This is a genomic window from Candidatus Poriferisodalis multihospitum, assembly GCF_028283155.1.
In the GTDB taxonomy this organism is placed as follows: domain Bacteria; phylum Actinomycetota; class Acidimicrobiia; order Acidimicrobiales; family Poriferisodalaceae; genus Poriferisodalis; species Poriferisodalis multihospitum.
Genome location: NZ_JAPYOK010000095.1, coordinates 1 through 17,287, shown reverse-complemented (window position 1 = coordinate 17,287; position 17,287 = coordinate 1). Strand labels below are relative to the sequence as shown.

Sequence of the window (17,287 nt, the reverse complement as noted above, 5' to 3'; positions counted from 1 at the left end):
GGTCCGCGGGGACGGTGACGAAGGGCCCGCTGACGCTGCGGGAGCTCGATGCGATAAGCGTTGACCGGCTCAACGGAGTCGGCCCGCATCGCCGCAAGGCTCTGGCCGAAGTCGGCGTTGAGTCTGTGTTCGATCTGCTCACGTACTATCCCCGGCGCTACGTCGACCGCACGGCCCAAGCTCCGATCAGCGAGGCCGCTGTCGGATCGGAGATCACCGTCGTGGCCGAGGTGCATGCAGTGTCGAGCCGCCGCCTCCGCGGAGGTCGGCGACTGGTGAGCGTCGACGTCGCCGATGCCACCGGCGTTCTCAGCGCCGTGTTCTTCAACCAGGCGTGGCGTGAACGTCAGCTCACCGAAGGGCGCACCGTGGCGCTGTTCGGCAAGGTGGAGAACTATCGAGGCCGCAAGCAGATGACCAATCCCGTGGTCGATGTGCTGGGCGACGGCTCCACCTCGGACCGCACGGGCAAGATCGTGGCGATCTACGCGCAGTCGGAAACTGCCGGCATTGTGACGTGGGATGTTGCGAACTGGGTTGCGGAAGCGCAACGGCGTTGTTCAGCCCGCGGTATCGCCGATCCATTGCCGGACTGGCTGCGGAGCCAGCTTGATGTCATCGACCGGGCGACTGCGCTGGCCGACATCCATGGGCCGTCCTCCGTGTCCGATCAGGCTGCTGCGCGAGATCGACTGGTGTTCGACGAGCTCCTGCGGGTGCAGTTGGTATTGCGCAGCCAGCGCCTGGCGCGCGAGGCCCACGAGCTCGGCATCGCGCACGACCCAGTCGGTGCACTCATCGAGGGCTTTCACCGTCTCCTTCCCTATGAGTTGACGAGTGCGCAGCGCCGTGCGATGGCCGACATCGATGCCGACGTGAGCACCGTGCGCCCGATGCACCGCCTGCTGCAGGGCGATGTCGGGTCCGGTAAGACGCTCGTGGCCCTGCACGCGTTGCTCGTTGCGGTGCAGAACCGCCACCAAGGCGCGCTCATGGCGCCGACGGAGGTGCTCGCCGAACAGCACTTCATCGCTCTGCGGGCCTTGCTCGACGGTTTCGAAGTCCCTGATGAGGAGCGGCTAGGCGGCACGCGGCCGCTGCGCCTGCGCTTGCTCAGCGGTTCGAGTTCGGCGGCGCAGCGGCGTGAGGTGCTGGTGGAGATCGCCACAGGCGCTGCGGACATCGTCGTGGGCACGCACGCCCTCCTTGAGGAGTCGGTGAAGTTCGGCTCGCTCAGCGTCGTTGTCGTGGACGAGCAGCACCGATTCGGCGTGTCGCAGCGCGCCCAGCTCCGCGAGGGGGGCCGCGACGACCGCCGCATTCCCCACCTGCTGGTGATGACCGCGACACCCATTCCTCGCACGGCGGCGATGACGGTGTACGGCGATCTCGATGTCTCGGTGCTCGACGAGCTGCCGCCGGGCCGCACGCCCATCGCAACGCAGTGGGTGCGCGGTCCGCTGGCGGTCGAGTCGATGTGGTCGGACGTGCGCAATGAGGTCGAGTCCGGTCGCCAGGCGTACGTGGTCTGCCCGCTGATCACCGAGAGCGAGAGCCTGGACGCGCGTTCGGCAGAGCGCGTGCACACCGAGCTCGTGGCCGGTTCGCTCGCCGGTCTCCGGGTCGGGCTGCTGCACGGCCGCATGCCGCCCGCTGACAAGGAACGTGCGATGGCCCGGTTTCGGGCCGGGGAGCTGGATGCTCTGGTCGCTACGACGGTCATCGAAGTCGGGATCGACGTTCCGAATGCCACCGTGATGGTCGTGCTGTCTGCCGACCGTTTCGGCATCGCGCAGTTGCACCAGCTGCGGGGCCGGGTAGGTCGGGGCAGCGATGCGTCGTCGTGCTATCTCGTCAGCGACGACGATCCGACTCCCACTGCTGTCGAACGACTGACCGCACTCTCGGACTCGAACGATGGGTTCGAGCTGGCCGAACGTGACCTCGAGCTCCGCGGCGAGGGCACGTTGTTCGACGAGCGGCAGTCAGGACGCAGCGATCTGAAACTGGCATCGCTGGCCCGCGATCTCGCCTGGGTACAGGCTGCCCGTGACGCGGCAATCGATCTCATTGCCGCTGATGGGGATCTCGATGCGCACCCGGCGCTCGCAGATGAGATCGACTGGTTCGCCAGCCGTCGCGATCCTGACTACCTGCAGCGCAGCTAGCTCAAGGCTGTTCGCGGACCGGTGCTGTCTCGCCGCACCAGCAGGGTGACGACGGGCGTGCCGTAGCGGCGCACGCGATGCGTCTGCCACGCATGGTTCGAACCGGGCTCGATCTCGCGGTCCGATTCGCACACCAGCACATTGGCGTTCACTGTGTCGAGGACATCACTCCAGCCGTCGAACCGGTAGGGCGGATCGGCGAACGCAAGGTCGACCGGGTCGCCATGAGCCGCCAGATATCGGCCGACGTCAGACCGGATCACCTTGGCGCGATCGCTGATGCCGAGTGCTGTCAGGTTCGCTGCAATGGTGCGGCAGGCCGCTGCGTCGGAGTCCACGAGCGTGGTGTGCGCGGCACCGCGCGAGAGCGCTTCGATGCCGAGCGCGCCGGAGCCGGCGAACAGGTCCAGCACCCTGGCGCCGTCGGGCAGTTCCAGGCTCACGAGCATGTTGAAGATGGCCTCGCGGGCGCGGTCCGATGTGGGTCGGATCGCATCCGTGCTGACCGTCTCCAGGCGGCGACCACCCAACACCCCGCCGACAACGCGCATGGCGCCACCGTACGTGGATGCGACACTGCGACCATGGACGACATCGCGGTGCCCGCAGAGATCGTCTGCGTCGACTGCGGCGGGCGTTGCGGCCTGCTGAGCGTGCCGGAGCCGGACTGGGGCTTCCAGCCCGGAGATGTCGTCGCCTACCGCTGTGCTGACTGCGGCGACCGCTGGGATCTCATCGTGCCCGACACCGAATCCGCAGGCTGAGCCGGGCCACGCTTCACCCTCGGCTCAGCGGGAAGGGTCCCTCGATTCGCGACCGTGGCGCGGTACGGTCGCCCCACTGGACACGGATCGATCCGGAGGGACCGTTTTCGGTGGTCATGGCGATGTATCCAGGCTCGTTCGATCCTGTGCACAACGGGCATCTCGACGTGATATCGGCGGCGTCCCGGCTGTTCGATTCGGTCACGGTCGCGGCCATGCGGAATCCGGCCAAGGCCACGCCCCTGTTCTCCGATGACGAGCGCGTCGCCATGATCGTCGAAGCGACGCGCCATCTCGGCAACGTCTCGGTGGTGCAGTTCGGAGAACTGGTCGTGGACCTTGCTCAGCGCCTCGGTGCCGATGTCATCGTGAAGGGGCTTCGCAGCCAGAGCGACTTCGAGTCCGAGTTGCGCATGGCGCACATGAATCAATCGGTCACCGGTATCGAGACCGTCTTCGTCCCCCCGCGGACCGAGCATCTCTTCATCGCTTCCAACTACATCCGGGAGATCACCAAGTTCGGCGGCGACTGCTCGCACCTCGTCCCGCCCGCGGTGGCCGCTCGACTGCAACAGCACATCACGCAGGAGGCGGGCACATGAGCATGTCCGAGGGGGGCGTCGAGGCGCCGCCCCAGTCGGGGGTTCACCCCGCAGTGCCCCAGCCGCAGGCTCCGTTCGGACAGCCGTCGTTCGAGACTGCGGCGACCACCGAGGAGACGCCGACGTCACCGCACGCTCGTGGCCCGGCAACGCTCGCTCCGCGCCCTGCCTCGGTGACGGCCGAGCAGTTCATCCATGAGGCCATGGAGATCATCGACGCCGCTCGCCCGATGCCACTGTCCACCTCGGTCATGATCAATCGGGACGAGGTGATGACCCTGCTCGAGTCTGCGCTGGCGGCCGTGCCCGACGAGACGCGCCAAGCTCGCTGGCTGCTTCGCGAGCGTGATGAAGTGCTTGCCCAGGCACGTGTCGACGCCAATCTGGTCATCGATGAGGCGCGCAGCCGCGTCGCGCAGATGGTGCAGCGAACCGAGGTCGTGCGTGCAGCCGAGCGCCGTGCGCGCCAGCTGCTCGACGATGCCCGAATCCAGACCCGCCGCCGCCGCCACGAGGTCGACGAGTACTGCGAGCGGCAGCTCGCTCAGTTCGCCAGCGCTGTCGACCAAGTCCAGATTGCGGTACAGGCCGCTCGGCGAAAGCTCGGCAAGCGTGCCGCGACGCCGGTGACGCCTTCGTCACCGAGTGCTCCGCCTGTGCGCACTGGGGGAGACGCCGCAGGCACCGGAGCACCCGGAGCGGCTGGCCGCGGCCCTGATGCTCGTTCGCCCGACACTCATCCAGTGGTGTTCGACCAGGATCAGATGTGAGCAAGAGGGACCGCCAGCGGTCCCTGTCTGTTCCCCTGCGGTTGATTTCGGATGGTCAGCTCGCGTGGTCTGCGACCGTGCCAGCGTCAGAACTGCTCGACCCCGAATCACGAGACCCCCTGTGCATTGCCGATGTCGAAGTGCCGCTCGACAGTGATGTCGAGGTGGCATTGGCGCTGGAACTGATCGGCGGCGGCCTCAGCGTCGCCGGCGAGGTCACTGCCGCTTGGACGGGTCCGTGCGCCCGTTGCTGGCTGCCGCTCGACGGGGAGGTGCGGACGGCGGTCAGCGAGGTGTTCACCGCCGAACCCCGCGAAGGCGAGCAATATGGGCTCGGGCCCGAATACGCAGATCTCACTCCGATGGTGCGAGAGGCGGTGCTGCTGGAACTGCCCATCGAGGCCATCCGGTGCCCGCATCCCGAGCCGTGCCCGAACCTTCCTGCAGAGCTCGCCGAGGCCCGCGAAGATGCGGCCGAAGACGGCCCGGCGGAGCTCGCAGATCCGCGCTGGGAGGCGCTGGAGGCGCTGCGGGGCCGCATGGACGGGCCGTCCTGAACTCGACGTGAGGGGTCGGCTTGGGAGCGCCAATGGATAGGCTGCCCAGTCTGCTCGTGGAGTCGATCCGATCGAGGAGCCCGAACGGTGGCAGTCCCCAAGAAGAAGACATCCAAGAGCAAGACTCGTTCGCGCCGCGCTGCGGCGTGGCGTCTGGCCGAGGCGCCGCGGAGCCTGTGCCCCCGCTGCGGCGCAGCAAAGCTGCCCCACCGAGTCTGCGGGCAGTGCGGTTGGTACGGCGGTCGCCAGGCCCTCGATATCGCCTAGGGCTGGGCCGGATGGCGACCTCGGGGCCGGGCTGATGACGCTGCCGGTCGCCGTCGACGCAATGGGCGGCGACGACGCCCCCGCCGTCGTCGTGGAGGGGGCGCTGGAGGCCGTGCGCGAGGGCCTCGATGTCGTCCTCGTGGGCCGCCGTGATGCCATCGCCGCTGCCGGCGGCGAGTCGCTCCCCATCATCGAGGCTTCCGAGGTCATCGAGATGTCCGAGGAGCCGAGCCGCGCGGTGCGGACCAAGAGAGACTCGTCGATCAGCCGAGCGGTGAACGCCGTGCGTGACGGCGAGGCCTCTGCGGTGGTGAGCGCCGGAAACACCGGTGCCGTGGCCGCAGCGGCGCTGCTGAGGCTCAAGCGCTTGGCCGGCGTTGCCCGGCCGGCCATAGCTACTGCGTTCCCCGTGCCGGGCGGCCGCACAGCCCGCGTCCTGCTCGATTCGGGCGCGATGGCCGACTGCGACGCCCAATGGCTGCATCAGTTCGCCCGTCTGGGCTCGGCCTACAGCCGCATCCGCTTCGGCGTGGCGGTGCCGAGCGTCGGCTTGCTCTCGATCGGCGAGGAACCCGAAAAGGGCAACCTGCTCATCAAGGAGACCCACAAGCTGCTAGCGGCCGACGACGAGATCGATTTCTATGGCAACGTCGAAGGTGGCGACCTCCTCGACGGCCCCGTGGATGTCGTGGTCACCGACGGCTTCACCGGCAACGTGCTGCTGAAGTCGCTCGAAGGCACGGCATCGTTCTTCGTGCGCCTGATTCTCGAGCGTCTCGCCGAAGGCGGGGAGGCGGGCGCCGCAGCGCTTCGACTGCTGGCACCGCTCGCCGACGAAATGAGCGCCGACAACATCGGCGGCGCGGTGCTGCTCGGCGTGCGGGGAGTCTGTGTGATCGCGCACGGTTCGTCGAGCCCGAAAGCCATCACGAGCGCCGTCAGGGCCGCTCATCGTTTGGTCGCGGCTGACTTGCCGGGCGAGCTCGCGGCCGTCAGCCTCCCGTCGCCTCCTAGGGACCACCGGTAGGCTCGTGGCCGCCATGCCCGCCGAAACTCATGTGCGCCAGAGTCCCCCCGAGCGTGAGGAGGTCTTCGATCTCATCCGCAACCAGCTCGCCGACATCTTGGAGCTGGAACCTTCTGCGATCGCCGAGTCGTCCTCGTTTGTAGATGACCTCGGTGCCGATTCGCTGGCACTGATCGAACTGGTCGAGGCGCTGGAAGAGGAGCTGTCGGACCGCACGGTGGGCTTTCGTATCGAAGACGAAGACCTCGAAGACCTCAAGACCGTGCGCGATGCCATCGACTATGTGATGGAGCGCGTCGGCTGACGTGGAGGCCGCTGTCGCCGAACTCGCTGAGCACGACAGCTTTGAGAGGCGTGTCGGGTATCGCTTTGCTGACGCCGGACTTCTGACTGAGGCGCTGTCGCACCGGAGCTGGTGCCATGAGCGCAGCGTTGAACAGCAGACGGGCTCGCAGGTGGCCTCCAACGAACGCTTGGAGTTCCTCGGCGACGCCGTGCTCGGTCTCTGCGTTTGCCAGCTTGCAGTGACGCGCTGGCCTGATCTCGGACCAGGTGACCTGAGTGCGGTGCGATCCGCCGTGGTGAACGCCGGCGCGTTGGCCGAAGCCGCTCGACGCTGCGAGCTCGGACCGGCGCTGCTGCTCGGCAAGGGTGAGGCTGCGACCGGTGGCGCCGACAAGGAGTCGATCCTGGCCGATGGGCTCGAAGCGGTGCTGGGCGCGGTGTTCCTCGACGGCGGCCTCGCTGCTGCTCGCGACATCGTCGAGCGGCTGATGGGCGAGCGTCTCGCCGAAGCGGCGAGCGAGCCGGGCACGCGTGAAGCAAAGAACCGGCTGCAGGAACTCGTGGCCCGGCAATTCGGCGCCGAGCCCACCTACGACGTGTCGAGCTCGGGACCCGCGCACCGCCCTCGCTTCGTTGCTGCGGCGCGCATTCTCGATGAGGTCTGGGGGCGCGGCGAGGGTTCCACCAAGCGTGCTGCCGAGCGCCGCGCGGCACAAGCAGCGTGCACTCGCCTGGAAGACCTCGACGATCCACCTGTTGATGCGGAGGAGCCCGCTCATGGCTGAATTGCCGGAGATCGAGATCGCCCGACGCGATCTCGACAAGGAAATCACGGGCCGCCGGGTCAAAACGGTCGATGTCCCAGGCACCAAGAAGGCGCTGCCGGCCATGCGATCGAAGCAGCAGTTCGCCGACCTGCTCGAGGGCAAGAAGATCTTGTCGGTGTCTCGCGACGGCACGTTGTTGCTGTTCGACCTCGGGCCGGACGAGGTCATGGTGGCGCACTTTGGAGCTACGGGGTCACTGCGGCGGGCTACGTCCAGAACGCCCCAGGATCCCGACACGAAGGTCGTGCTGACGTTCACCAAGGGCGGACAGCTGCGCCTGCTTGACTCGGGTGCTGAGGCGACGCTGCGCGTGATCGCGAAGAACCGCTACCACAAGGTGTTCCCGGACCAGGTCGATCTCGGCTTCGACCCGGTCGACATGCCGATGCCCTGGACCGATTTCGCCTTCATGCTGCGCGGTCGTTCCGACACCATCCGCGATCTGCTCTTGGACGCAACCTTCGTCGTGGGGTTCGGACCGATGTACTCCGACGAGGTGTTGCATGCAGCGCGCCTCTCCCATGCACGAGTTGCCAGCGAACTGAACACCCAAGAAGTGCGGCGGCTCTACCGCGCCATTGTCGAAACGGTTCACAACTCCATCAAGTACCGGGGTTCGGGCACTAGCGGCCATCTCGACATCTTCGGCAAGTCAGGGGGCTTCGATCCCTACCTCGAAGTATTCGGGCGGGCGGGAGAGCGATGTCGCAATGGCCGGGGCGATGTTCTCACCACGGTCATCCGGGGTGTGACGCACCACTACTGCGATTATCAGGTGTAGACGCCAACCCTCACGCTTCGAGCTGCCGTGTTCCTTCGCTCCCTGACACTGTCCGGTTTCAAGTCGTTCGCAGACACGGCCACGCTCACCTTCGAGCCAGGCGTCACGGTGGTGGTGGGCCCGAACGGCAGCGGCAAGTCGAACGTCGTCGACGCCATCGCGTGGGTGCTCGGTGCGCAGGGGCCGCGCGCATTGCGAGGCCAGCGGATGGACGACGTCGTCTTCGCAGGCACCGATCGCCGGACGGCCCTGGGCCGAGCACAAGTCACCCTGATCATCGACAACGAGTCGCAGACGCTGCCCACGCAGACAGCAGAAGTAGCCATCACTCGCACGCTGTTCCGCTCGGGCGAGTCCGAATACGCACTCAATGGGACGCCCTGCCGGCTGCTCGACCTGCAGGAACTGCTCAACGACGCCGGGGTGGGTCGCCAGCAGCACATCATTGTGGCGCAAGGCCAGATCGAGCAGGTCCTGGCAGCCCGTCCCGAAGAACGGCGCGCGCTGATCGAGGAAGCGGCCGGAGTGCTGAAGTTCCGTCGCCGCAAGGAGCGGGCCGAGCGGCGGCTGGAGAGCACCGAGGCAAATGTGACTCGCCTGGTGGATCTGCAGCGTGAGCTGCGTCGCCAGCTTCGGCCGCTGGAGCGGCAGGCCACGGCTGCCCGGCGGCATCAGGAGATCAGCGCAGAACTGGTCGAGGTCCAGCTCTACAACGCGGGACGTGAGCTGGCAGCACATCAGGAGGCGCAGAGCACGTCCGACGCTCGGCGGGTCACCTTCGCGGCCCGGCAGGAAGCGGCGGCGGCATCGATCTCCGACATCGACGGGGCGATCGACGACGCGCAGTCGCAGCTCGCACAACTGTCAGCCGAGCCGGCTGATCGGCTGCCGCGGGCGGTGTCGCTGTCGGAGCGGGCGCGCGGCTTGATCGGCCAGACGTATGAGCGAATGCGCTCAGTCGAGCGAGAGCGCAACGCCCTGCTGGATTCCGACGTGGTGGTAACGCTGACCGACGAGCACGCACGCGTCTCAGCCGAACTGGCAGAGATCGACGCAGCCCCCGCGCAGGCTGTGCCTTCGAAGGAACAGCCGGACGAAGCGAGCTTGGAGACCGGCGACGATGCGGCGGTGAATGCAGCCGAAGAGGCCAGAGCCGGGGCCGAGGCGCGTCTCGCCGCCGCAGCCGCAACGCTGTCACAGGCCGACGAGCATCAGCGAGGCGCCGCGGAGGAGCTGCAGCACTGGATCGGGCGGTTCGAGGCGTTGGCGTCTGCGGTAGCCGCTGCACGCACCGATTCCGGCATCGCTGCGCTGGATGGCGTGGCCGGAGTAGTCGGTGTGCTCGACGATCTGGTGACGGTCGATGGCGGCTGGGAGGCTGCCGTCGAGGCTGCCGCGGACGGAGCAATGTCGGCAGTCGTCGTTCGCGATGACAGCGCGGCTGCAGCGGCGCTTGCAGTGCTTGCCGAGGGCGACACGAGCGGCTCGGTGATCTCGCTCGACAAGCTGCCAGCCGCTCGCGAATCGAGCCACCAGGCAGCGGACGGCGAGTTCGTGCGGCCGCATCTGCAGGTGGCTGCCGACGCTCCGGAGTGGTGCCGCAACGAGCTCGAGACGTTGCTGGACGCAATTGTCGGTGCAGCGATCTGTGTTCCCGGTGATTGGTCCAGTGCGTACGACCGCGCGCAGGCCGACCGCGACACGGTCTTCGTGACGGCAAACGGCGACCGGTTCGGGCCTCGACGTTGGCGCATCGGCAGCACGGGTCCGGCTGCGGCGACCGCAGCGCTCGATCATGCACGCGGACGGATTGACGAGCTGACCCACGACCATCGTCAGGCTGCCGCAGCATGGGCCTCGGCACAGCAGGCGCACGGGGCCGCGCTCGATGCGTTCCAGCAGGCTCAGCGCACAGCTGAGACACTGCGACGCCGCATCGCCACTGCTGCCGCCCGGCAGTCCGCTCAGGTTCAGGCTGCCCACGACCGGGCCGCCGCGCAGCAGCAGCGCCGGTCGGCGCTCGCCGAGCGGCTCGGTGCCATTTCGCAGCGTCTTGCAGGTCACGAGAGCTCCCACGCAGCCGCTGTCGCTCGGCTGGACAGGGCCGAGGTCATCGTGTCGGGGTTGGATCGTCTTGCGCTGCTGCTCTCGCAGCACCGTCAACGCCTCGATGCCGAGGCGCGGCACCTGCGTTCTCGCCACGAGGCCCGCACCGAGCTCATTCGGCAGCTCACGGAACGCCTCGATGCACTCCGCCACGAGCGTGATGCTGCTGCTTCCCGCCAAGAGCAGTCGCGCACTGAGCTGGCGGCTCTCGACGTGGCAGATGCAGAACGGCGCACCAAGCGGGACGCCCTGATCTCGGCGCTGCGTGCGGATTTCGACGCAGACCCTGCGATGGCGCTTGCTGCATCGCCTCCGCGGTTGCCCGACGGCGTTACCGCCTCGGCACACGAACGGGCGCTGCGTGCGGATCTGAACCGTCTGGGCCCGGTGAACCCGCTGGCGCTGTCGGAGTACGAGGAGGCTTCGGAGCGTTTCGAATTCGTGGCCACTCAGCTCGCGGATGTGCGCAACAGCCGCCGAGAGCTGCACAAGGTCATCCGTGCCATCGACGCAGAGATCATCGCCACATTCGCGGACGCATTCGAAGATGTCGCCCGGAACTTTGCCGAGCTGTTCAGCACACTGTTCCCGGGCGGCACGGGCCGGCTCTCGCTGACCGATCCCGAAGAGCTCCTCACGTGCGGTGTGGAACTTGATGTTCGGCCAGCCGGCAAGCGGATCGGACGGTTGTCGCTGCTGTCTGGCGGCGAGCGCTCGCTGGTGGCGCTGGCCTACCTCTTCGCTGTCTTCCGCAGCCGGCCGTCGCCGTTCTACGTCCTCGACGAAGTCGAAGCAGCGCTCGACGACGTCAACCTGCAGCGTTTCCTGGATCTCGTGGCCGAGTTTCGGCGGGAATCGCAGTTGATCATCGTGAGCCACCAGCGACGCACGATGGAATCCGCTGACGTCCTGTACGGCGTGTCCATGCCGCCCGGCGGCTCGAGTGTGGTCGTTTCGGAGCGGCCTTCCCAAGCGGCCGCACTCATCGCTGCTGGCGGCTCACCCGGCCCCGACGAGCCCATGGAACAGCCCCCCTTGGAGCACGGCAGGGAGCCCGCGACGGCACCTCGGTAGCCTGCCGACCAGTGAGCACCACGACAGTTCTCATCGTCATTGGCATCTTTTTCGTGGCGACGGTGCTCCTCGGCTCCCTTCCGTTCGTTCATCGTGCAAGGCAGCGGCGTTCGGGAGCGGCGTCACCGCACGCGCCTGTCGCCGTGTCCCCACCTGCGGCACGGACGATCGATGAGCCGGTCGCGGTGCGGGTGCCGACCCCAGCCACCTTCAGCTCGGGACTGGCCTCATCGCGCCGCACGCTGCGCGAGCGCTTGGCGTCGATCAACCGACGGCGACCTGACGAGACAGCGTGGGAGACCCTGGAAGAGGCCCTGCTCGGCGCCGATGTCGGCGTGGAGACCACGATGGCCACACTGGAACGCCTGCGCAGCACTGCCGCTGATCAGGACATCGTCGATGCCGACGAACTGGTGCAAGCGCTGGCTGACCAGATGCGCGCGGCGCTTGATGCGGATCGCACGCTGCACGCGACCGCACCGGACCGGGAGGGTGCCACGCCCGTCTGGCTGTTCGTGGGAGTCAACGGTGTGGGCAAGACCACCACGATCGGCAAGGTGGGCGCCCGGCTCTCGGCGGACGGTCAGCTTGTGGTGATGGCGGCCGCCGACACCTTCCGCGCAGCTGCGGACTCTCAGCTGCAGACGTGGGCGGATCGATGCGGGGCGGCGCTGATCTCGGGCAGCTCTGGGGCGGATCCCAGCTCGGTGGTGCATGACGCCGTCAGTGCAGCGGCGGCCCGCGGTGCCGACGTGGTCCTTGCTGACACTGCCGGCAGGCTGCAGAACCGCAAGAACCTGATGGACGAGCTCGCGAAAGTCCGCCGGGTCGCTGATCGTGAACCGGGCGCTGTTGCCGAGACGCTGCTCGTCATCGACGCCACGACCGGTCAGAATGGATTGAGCCAAGCGCGGGCTTTCGCCGAGGCCACCGATGTCACGGGCGTGGTGCTCACCAAGCTGGACGGCTCGGCCAAGGGCGGCATTGTCTTCGCCATCGAGGCCGAGCTGGGCCTGCCGGTGAAGCTGGTGGGGCTCGGCGAGGGCCCCGACGATCTCGTCGACTTCGACGCCGAAAGCTACGTCAATGCGCTGCTCGGTGTCGATGCTGACGAGCAGGGATGAGTGATGTTCGACACGCTGACTGAACGCCTGTCCGGAACTTTGCGGGGCTTGCGAGATCGCGGACGCATGCGTCCTGCCGACGTCGACGAGGCACTGGCCGAGATCCGGTTGGCGTTGCTCGAAGCTGACGTCAATGTTGCGGTCGTGCGCCGCTTCGTGGAGCGGGTCCGCGAGCGCAGCGTCGGCGGCGAGGTCACCGCCAGCCTCACACCCGGCCAGCAGGTCACCAAGATCGTCAACGACGAGCTCATCGACATCCTGGGCACCAGCCCTCTGAACGTCCAGTTCGCGTCGAAGCCGCCCACGGTGGTGCTGCTGGCCGGACTCCAGGGCTCCGGCAAGACGACCGCTGCAGCCAAGTTGGCCCAGTGGTGCAAATCCCAGGGCCGCAACCCCCTGCTGGTCGGAGCCGACCTGCAGCGCCCCGCAGCCGTCGAGCAGCTGCGGACGCTTGCCCGCAGCATCGATGTGGAGGTCTGGAGCGAGCCGGGCGACCCCGTGGCCTGTGCGGCAGGCGGACTCACCCACGCCCGCCATGCCGGCCGCGATGTGCTCATCGTGGACACGGCAGGCCGGCTGGCGGTCGATGCCGAGCTGATGACCGAGGTCGCCCGCATCTCGGACGCCGTCGAACCCCACTACACCTTCCTCGTCGTCGACTCCATGGTGGGCCAGGACGCTGTTGCAACCGCTGAGGCCTTCCACGCAACGCTCGAAGTGGACGGGATCATCCTGACCAAGCTCGACGGTGATGCCCGCGGCGGTGCGGCTCTGTCAGTTGCCGAGGTTGTCGGCCGCCCCGTGGCCTTCGCGTCGGTCGGGGAGAAGATCGACGACTTCGAGCAGTTCCATCCGGACCGCATGGCGAGCCGGATTCTCGGCATGGGCGACGTGATGACGCTCATCGAGAAGGCAGAGCGCGTCTACGAGCAGGAAGAGGCGGAGGCGGCCGCTCAGCGTCTCGTCGAGGGCACATTCACGCTCGATGACTTCGTGGATCAGCTTCGTCAGCTCCGCAAGATGGGCAACCTGCAGAGCATCGTCTCGATGATGCCGGGCGTCTCCGACCAGGTCCGCAATGCCGAGATCGATGATGATCGCATCACCACCGCTGAAGCCATCGTGCTGTCTATGACGCCGGCGGAGCGTGTGTCGCCGGAGATCATCGATGCCTCCCGCCGGGCCCGCATCGCCGCCGGCAGCGGTACATCATCAGCGCAGGTCAGCAACCTGCTCAAGCAGTTCACGCAGATGCGCAAGATGATGGGCGGCATGATGGGTTTGGGCTCGAAGCGCCGACCGGCCAGCCGCAAGGCTGCCCGCAAGCGCCCGAAGGGCGCCGGCCGTGCGGCGGGCGGCTCGCGTACCGGCGGGGGAGGCAGGGCCACGCCCAAGGGAACGTCCCGAACGGGCAAACCGGCAGGCAAACCGTCCGTCGCCGACATTGACTGGGATGCACTCGACCTGAAGCTGCCCGGCCGCTGAGCGCTCATCCGCTCCCTCGGCGGGCGCGTCTCCAAGGTGATAGCGAGCAGCGGCCCGTTAGGATCGTTCGTCGGCGCGGCGGCCCAGTGGATCGCCGATCCCCAACGAGCCCCCATCCGAATTCACCCAACCGGGAGCAACATGGCCGTTCGTCTGCGCCTCAAGCGCACCGGCAAGAAGAAGCAGCCCAGCTATCGCGTCGTGGCGGTCGACAGTCGCAAGCCACGCGATGGCCGCGTGCTGGAGATCATCGGCACCTACGACCCTCGACAGGAGCCCTCTGCGATCTCGATCGCCAATGAGCGCGCTGTCCATTGGCTCAGTCACGGGGCTCAGCCCAGTGACACCGTCTCCAAGCTGCTGACGATCTCTGGCGCGTGGGACGAATTCCGCACTCAGGGTTCCTCGGGGTCCGCAGACAGCAATGCGGATGCTGCGCAAGCTGCACCTTCCGAGCCCGCACCCGCACCCACGCCCGATCTGGTGCTCGATACCCCCGAGACGGGCGCAGACGACTCACCAGAGGCTTCCGCAGAAGTGCCTGCCGATGAGCCAGCGCTCCAGAACGGGGCATCTGAGCCGAAGTCTCCTGATCCTGGGGAGGCCCAGTGACCGACGGTCACACCGGCGCAGACACGGACACCACTACCGCTGAAGAGGTCTTGCTGTATCTCATCGCTCAGCTTGTCGAACATCCCGACCAGGTGGAAGTGGAGATCGCGGAGTCAGGCTCGAAACTGAGCCTGACGGCGACGGTGAGCTCGGATGACATCGGCCGGGTCATCGGCAAGCGTGGTCGCGTGGCGAACGCCATCCGAACGCTGGTGCGCGCCGCAGCCCATCGCGATGGCGTCCAGGTCGAAGTCGACTTCCGGGACTGAGTCCCGTCCAGAGGCGAAGCCGTGGCCCGAGCGGCCCGTGAGCGGAGCGAACAAGAGCGGAAACCGGCAGCCTTGCTGGAGATCGCAACTGTCGGACGCGCCCACGGTGTGCGCGGCGATGTCGTGATGCACCCGGTCACCAACCGGCTGGAGCGATTCGACATCGGCTCGAGACTCATCACCGCAGCAGGGGAGCGAGTGGTGTCCCGTGCCCGCTTCGACGGGAATCGATGGCTCGTCAGATTCGAGGGCATCGATGATCGCGATGCCGCGGCAGCGCTGACGGGCACGACAGTCTTTGCTGAGCCGTTGGACGATCCCGACGAGCTGTGGGTGCACGAGTTGTGCGGAAGCTCGCTCATCGATCAGCACGGCTTCGACGCCGGTGTGATCACGAGTGTCGTGGCTAATCCTGCCGCGGACCTGCTCGAACTCGACACGGGGCACCTCGTGCCGCTGACCTTCGTGGTGCGCAGCGAACCCGGTGCCGTCCACGTGGAGGTGCCCGATGGCCTCTTCGAACTCGGGTAGCGCCCAATCCGCTCCGGCGCAGGGGCCGGAGGCAGCACTGCGCATCGATCTGTTCTCCATCTTCCCGGCCGAGCTCGATGCCATGTGCGAGCTGAGCATTCTCGGGCGAGCCCGAGAGAGCGGCTTGCTCGACATCCGCTGCTGGGACCTGCGGCTGGCGACGGCCGACGCCCATCGCACGGTCGACGATGCTCCGTTCGGAGGCGGGCCGGGCATGATCCTGATGCCTGAGCCGGTCTTCGCCGCCGTCGAGGCGGTGGTGCCGCCACGGCCGCTGCTGTTGCTCGACGCCGGAGGCCGGCGGTTCGATCAGGCGATGGCAGCTGAGCTGGCAACCTCCGGCGGCTTCAGCCTGCTGTGCGGCCGCTATGAAGGCGTGGACGAGCGCATTCGCACCGAGCTGGTCGATGGCTCGGTTTCCATCGGCGATGTTGTGCTGGCCGGCGGCGAAATCGCCGCCATGGTCGTCGTGGAGGCGGTCGGGAGGCTCGTGCCCGGTGTGCTGGGCAACGAGGCTTCCAGCGCAGACGAGAGCTTTGCCGCCGGGCTGCTGGAACACCCGCAGTGGACGCGCCCCGCATCATTCCGCGGACTCGACGCGCCCGAGGTGCTGCGCAGCGGCGACCACGCTCGTGTCGGCCGTTGGCGCCGGGCGATGGCGCTGGTCCGCACTGCGGCAGAGCGCCCCGATCTGCTGGCCGCACGAGGCGTGAGCGAGGCGGACCGAGAGCTCCTCACAGAGTTCGGCCTCGAACTCCCGTTGCGGCAATCCGCGGACTGACCACTAGCCTGCGGTGTTCGTCGTCACGCCGATCACGGGAGTCGGATCGCCATGGGCAGCACCGATCTTGTCGACCAGGCTCGTCTTCGAGACGATCATCCCGACTTCGGCCCAGGTGACACCGTGCGCGTCCACGTGCGCGTCGTCGAGGGCAACCGGCAGCGCACCCAGGTATTCGAGGGGTACGTGATCGCACGGCACTCGTCGGGCATCAGCGAAACGTTCACAGTTCGCAAGCTCAGCTTCGGCGTCGGGGTCGAGCGGACATTTCCGCTGCACGCTCCCACCATTGCCAAGATCGAGCGTGTAGCGATCGGCGATGTGCGCCGAGCGAAGCTGTACTACCTGCGCGACCGCGTCGGCAAGGCAGCGCGTATTCCCGAGAAGCGCTTCTAGCGGCACACGATCGGTCGCGGGGCGCGCGTGACCGCTCGCCGCCAGGCACTCGGCAGGTACGGCGAAGGTCTCGTCGAGCGCTGGTATGCCGAGCGCGGCTACCGCGTGCTGGATCGCAATTGGCGATGCCAGCTCGGCGAGCTGGACCTAGTGGTGACCAATGGAACCCACTTGGTGATCTGCGAAGTGAAGACCCGCTCCAGTGATCGCTTCGGTACGGGTTTCGAGGCGATCACCGCTCGCAAGCAGCAGCAAATCCGGCGGCTCGCAGCGCACTACGTGCGCCAGCGAGGCGGCTGGCGCGGTCCGATTCGCTGTGACGCCGCGTCCGTCATGGGCCGCAAAGTAGAGGTGCTCACCGGCGCCTTCTAGCCCGCGGCGCTGCTCACCCGACCGGTCGGCGCCGGTCGCGTGCCTGCCAGCAACCCCAGTGCCAGTGACGCCTGAGATCGGGAGCATGTACAGGAACGGCGACCACATGGCCAGTACCGGTTTCGATGGAGTTGGCGCAGCCGCCGCAGACGTATCGCTTGACCGCTTCGAAGGGCTGCACTCGGCGCACTTCGAAACCGGGCACCGGCTCGAGATGACGCATCGACGCCATCAGGCCAGCACCGCCCACAGCACCAGGCCGAGCGCGACCAGCGAGGCGACGGCAACCAGCACGTAGTCGAGCCGGGTGATGCTGTGCTTGCGATACGGGTCGTATCCCACTGGTGCAGTATCGCTCGGCGCGGCTCGACCGCGTGGCGTCAGAAAATGGGGCCCTTCGCGGTTTTGTGGGTTGAGGGTGGGTTGAGGGTCTGTTTGTAGGGGTCGAGGCCCTGCTGGGATCGGTGTTTGGAGACGCCGAACCCGGAG

General features: G+C 67.4%; 20 protein-coding genes. 19 read left to right on the top strand and 1 reads right to left on the bottom strand.

Annotation, left to right across the window (positions count from 1 at the left end; genetic code table 11):
• Positions 1-14: 14 nt before the first annotated feature.
• Positions 15-2,168: an ATP-dependent DNA helicase RecG gene (recG, locus tag VI480_RS10095; RefSeq protein WP_323672710.1), complete on the top strand. Its 2,154-nt coding sequence runs from the start codon at positions 15-17 to the stop codon at positions 2,166-2,168.
• Here the strand turns inward: recG and rsmD are convergent.
• Positions 2,165-2,719 (bottom strand): 16S rRNA (guanine(966)-N(2))-methyltransferase RsmD, encoded by a 555-nt coding sequence (gene rsmD / locus VI480_RS10090; protein WP_323672709.1) that lies wholly within the window; start codon positions 2,717-2,719, stop codon positions 2,165-2,167. The genes recG and rsmD overlap by 4 nt on opposite strands.
• Positions 2,720-2,752: 33 nt before the next feature.
• On the opposite strand from rsmD, the gene VI480_RS10085 reads away from it, so the two are divergent.
• From VI480_RS10085 to VI480_RS10000, 18 genes are all read left to right on the top strand, one after another.
• Positions 2,753-2,932, top strand: a complete 180-nt coding sequence (locus tag VI480_RS10085; protein ID WP_323672708.1) for a hypothetical protein — start codon at positions 2,753-2,755, stop codon at positions 2,930-2,932.
• Between the two features lie 116 nt (positions 2,933-3,048).
• On the top strand, positions 3,049-3,534 hold the full coding sequence (gene coaD, locus VI480_RS10080; RefSeq protein WP_323672707.1) for a pantetheine-phosphate adenylyltransferase: 486 nt from the start codon (positions 3,049-3,051) through the stop codon (positions 3,532-3,534).
• Positions 3,531-4,304 (top strand): hypothetical protein, encoded by a 774-nt coding sequence (locus VI480_RS10075; protein ID WP_323672706.1) that lies wholly within the window; start codon positions 3,531-3,533, stop codon positions 4,302-4,304. Before coaD ends, VI480_RS10075 begins: the two co-directional genes overlap by 4 nt.
• Before the next feature lie 77 nt (positions 4,305-4,381).
• Positions 4,382-4,861 (top strand): YceD family protein, encoded by a 480-nt coding sequence (locus tag VI480_RS10070; RefSeq protein WP_323672705.1) that lies wholly within the window; start codon positions 4,382-4,384, stop codon positions 4,859-4,861.
• An 87-nt stretch (positions 4,862-4,948) separates the two neighbouring features.
• Positions 4,949-5,128: a 50S ribosomal protein L32 gene (gene rpmF / locus VI480_RS10065; protein ID WP_323672704.1), complete on the top strand. Its 180-nt coding sequence runs from the start codon at positions 4,949-4,951 to the stop codon at positions 5,126-5,128.
• Between the two features lie 34 nt (positions 5,129-5,162).
• The gene (gene plsX, locus VI480_RS10060) at positions 5,163-6,155 is read left to right on the top strand and encodes a phosphate acyltransferase PlsX (RefSeq protein ID WP_323672703.1); all 993 of its coding nucleotides are present in this window, start codon (positions 5,163-5,165) and stop codon (positions 6,153-6,155) included.
• Positions 6,156-6,168: 13 nt separating this feature from the next.
• A complete protein-coding gene (locus VI480_RS10055; protein ID WP_323672702.1) occupies positions 6,169-6,459 on the top strand; it encodes a phosphopantetheine-binding protein in 291 nt (96 codons plus the stop codon).
• A 1-nt stretch (position 6,460) separates the two neighbouring features.
• Positions 6,461-7,225 (top strand): ribonuclease III, encoded by a 765-nt coding sequence (gene rnc, locus VI480_RS10050; protein WP_323672701.1) that lies wholly within the window; start codon positions 6,461-6,463, stop codon positions 7,223-7,225.
• Positions 7,218-8,048 (top strand): DNA-formamidopyrimidine glycosylase family protein, encoded by an 831-nt coding sequence (locus VI480_RS10045; RefSeq protein WP_323672700.1) that lies wholly within the window; start codon positions 7,218-7,220, stop codon positions 8,046-8,048. The genes rnc and VI480_RS10045 overlap by 8 nt, the downstream gene beginning before the upstream one ends.
• A gap of 27 nt (positions 8,049-8,075) precedes the next feature.
• Entirely contained in the window at positions 8,076-11,228 is a 3,153-nt protein-coding gene (locus tag VI480_RS10040; RefSeq protein WP_323672699.1) for a chromosome segregation SMC family protein, read from the top strand.
• 11 nt (positions 11,229-11,239) lie between these two features.
• Entirely contained in the window at positions 11,240-12,352 is a 1,113-nt protein-coding gene (ftsY, locus tag VI480_RS10035) for a signal recognition particle-docking protein FtsY (protein ID WP_323672698.1), read from the top strand.
• Positions 12,353-12,355: 3 nt separating this feature from the next.
• On the top strand, positions 12,356-13,837 hold the full coding sequence (gene ffh / locus VI480_RS10030) for a signal recognition particle protein (RefSeq protein WP_323672697.1): 1,482 nt from the start codon (positions 12,356-12,358) through the stop codon (positions 13,835-13,837).
• A 141-nt stretch (positions 13,838-13,978) separates the two neighbouring features.
• Positions 13,979-14,449, top strand: a complete 471-nt coding sequence (rpsP, locus tag VI480_RS10025; protein WP_323672696.1) for a 30S ribosomal protein S16 — start codon at positions 13,979-13,981, stop codon at positions 14,447-14,449.
• Complete coding sequence (locus tag VI480_RS10020; protein ID WP_323672695.1) at positions 14,446-14,718, top strand: KH domain-containing protein; 273 nt, start codon at positions 14,446-14,448, stop codon at positions 14,716-14,718. Before rpsP ends, VI480_RS10020 begins: the two co-directional genes overlap by 4 nt.
• Before the next feature lie 72 nt (positions 14,719-14,790).
• Positions 14,791-15,249: a ribosome maturation factor RimM gene (gene rimM / locus VI480_RS10015; protein WP_323672694.1), complete on the top strand. Its 459-nt coding sequence runs from the start codon at positions 14,791-14,793 to the stop codon at positions 15,247-15,249.
• Positions 15,227-16,030, top strand: coding sequence for a tRNA (guanosine(37)-N1)-methyltransferase TrmD (gene trmD, locus VI480_RS10010; RefSeq protein WP_323672693.1), 804 nt, complete (start codon positions 15,227-15,229; stop codon positions 16,028-16,030). The genes rimM and trmD overlap by 23 nt, the downstream gene beginning before the upstream one ends.
• A gap of 51 nt (positions 16,031-16,081) precedes the next feature.
• Positions 16,082-16,426, top strand: coding sequence for a 50S ribosomal protein L19 (gene rplS, locus VI480_RS10005; protein WP_323672692.1), 345 nt, complete (start codon positions 16,082-16,084; stop codon positions 16,424-16,426).
• Between the two features lie 27 nt (positions 16,427-16,453).
• Positions 16,454-16,798, top strand: a complete 345-nt coding sequence (locus VI480_RS10000; protein WP_323672691.1) for a YraN family protein — start codon at positions 16,454-16,456, stop codon at positions 16,796-16,798.
• The last annotated feature ends 489 nt before the right edge of the window (positions 16,799-17,287 follow it).

What these genes read in the sequence shown, in the direction of transcription:
- rsmD (WP_323672709.1), bottom strand. Translation starts at nt 2,719, where the DNA reads ATGCGCGTTGTCGGCGGGGTGTTGGGTGGTCGCCGCCTGGAGACGGTC.
- VI480_RS10085 (WP_323672708.1), top strand. Translation starts at nt 2,753, where the DNA reads ATGGACGACATCGCGGTGCCCGCAGAGATCGTCTGCGTCGACTGCGGC.
- coaD (WP_323672707.1), top strand. Translation starts at nt 3,049, where the DNA reads ATGGCGATGTATCCAGGCTCGTTCGATCCTGTGCACAACGGGCATCTC.
- VI480_RS10075 (WP_323672706.1), top strand. Translation starts at nt 3,531, where the DNA reads ATGAGCATGTCCGAGGGGGGCGTCGAGGCGCCGCCCCAGTCGGGGGTT.
- plsX (WP_323672703.1), top strand. Translation starts at nt 5,163, where the DNA reads ATGACGCTGCCGGTCGCCGTCGACGCAATGGGCGGCGACGACGCCCCC.
- VI480_RS10055 (WP_323672702.1), top strand. Translation starts at nt 6,169, where the DNA reads ATGCCCGCCGAAACTCATGTGCGCCAGAGTCCCCCCGAGCGTGAGGAG.
- VI480_RS10045 (WP_323672700.1), top strand. Translation starts at nt 7,218, where the DNA reads ATGGCTGAATTGCCGGAGATCGAGATCGCCCGACGCGATCTCGACAAG.
- ffh (WP_323672697.1), top strand. Translation starts at nt 12,356, where the DNA reads ATGTTCGACACGCTGACTGAACGCCTGTCCGGAACTTTGCGGGGCTTG.
- rpsP (WP_323672696.1), top strand. Translation starts at nt 13,979, where the DNA reads ATGGCCGTTCGTCTGCGCCTCAAGCGCACCGGCAAGAAGAAGCAGCCC.
- trmD (WP_323672693.1), top strand. Translation starts at nt 15,227, where the DNA reads ATGGCCTCTTCGAACTCGGGTAGCGCCCAATCCGCTCCGGCGCAGGGG.
- rplS (WP_323672692.1), top strand. Translation starts at nt 16,082, where the DNA reads ATGGGCAGCACCGATCTTGTCGACCAGGCTCGTCTTCGAGACGATCAT.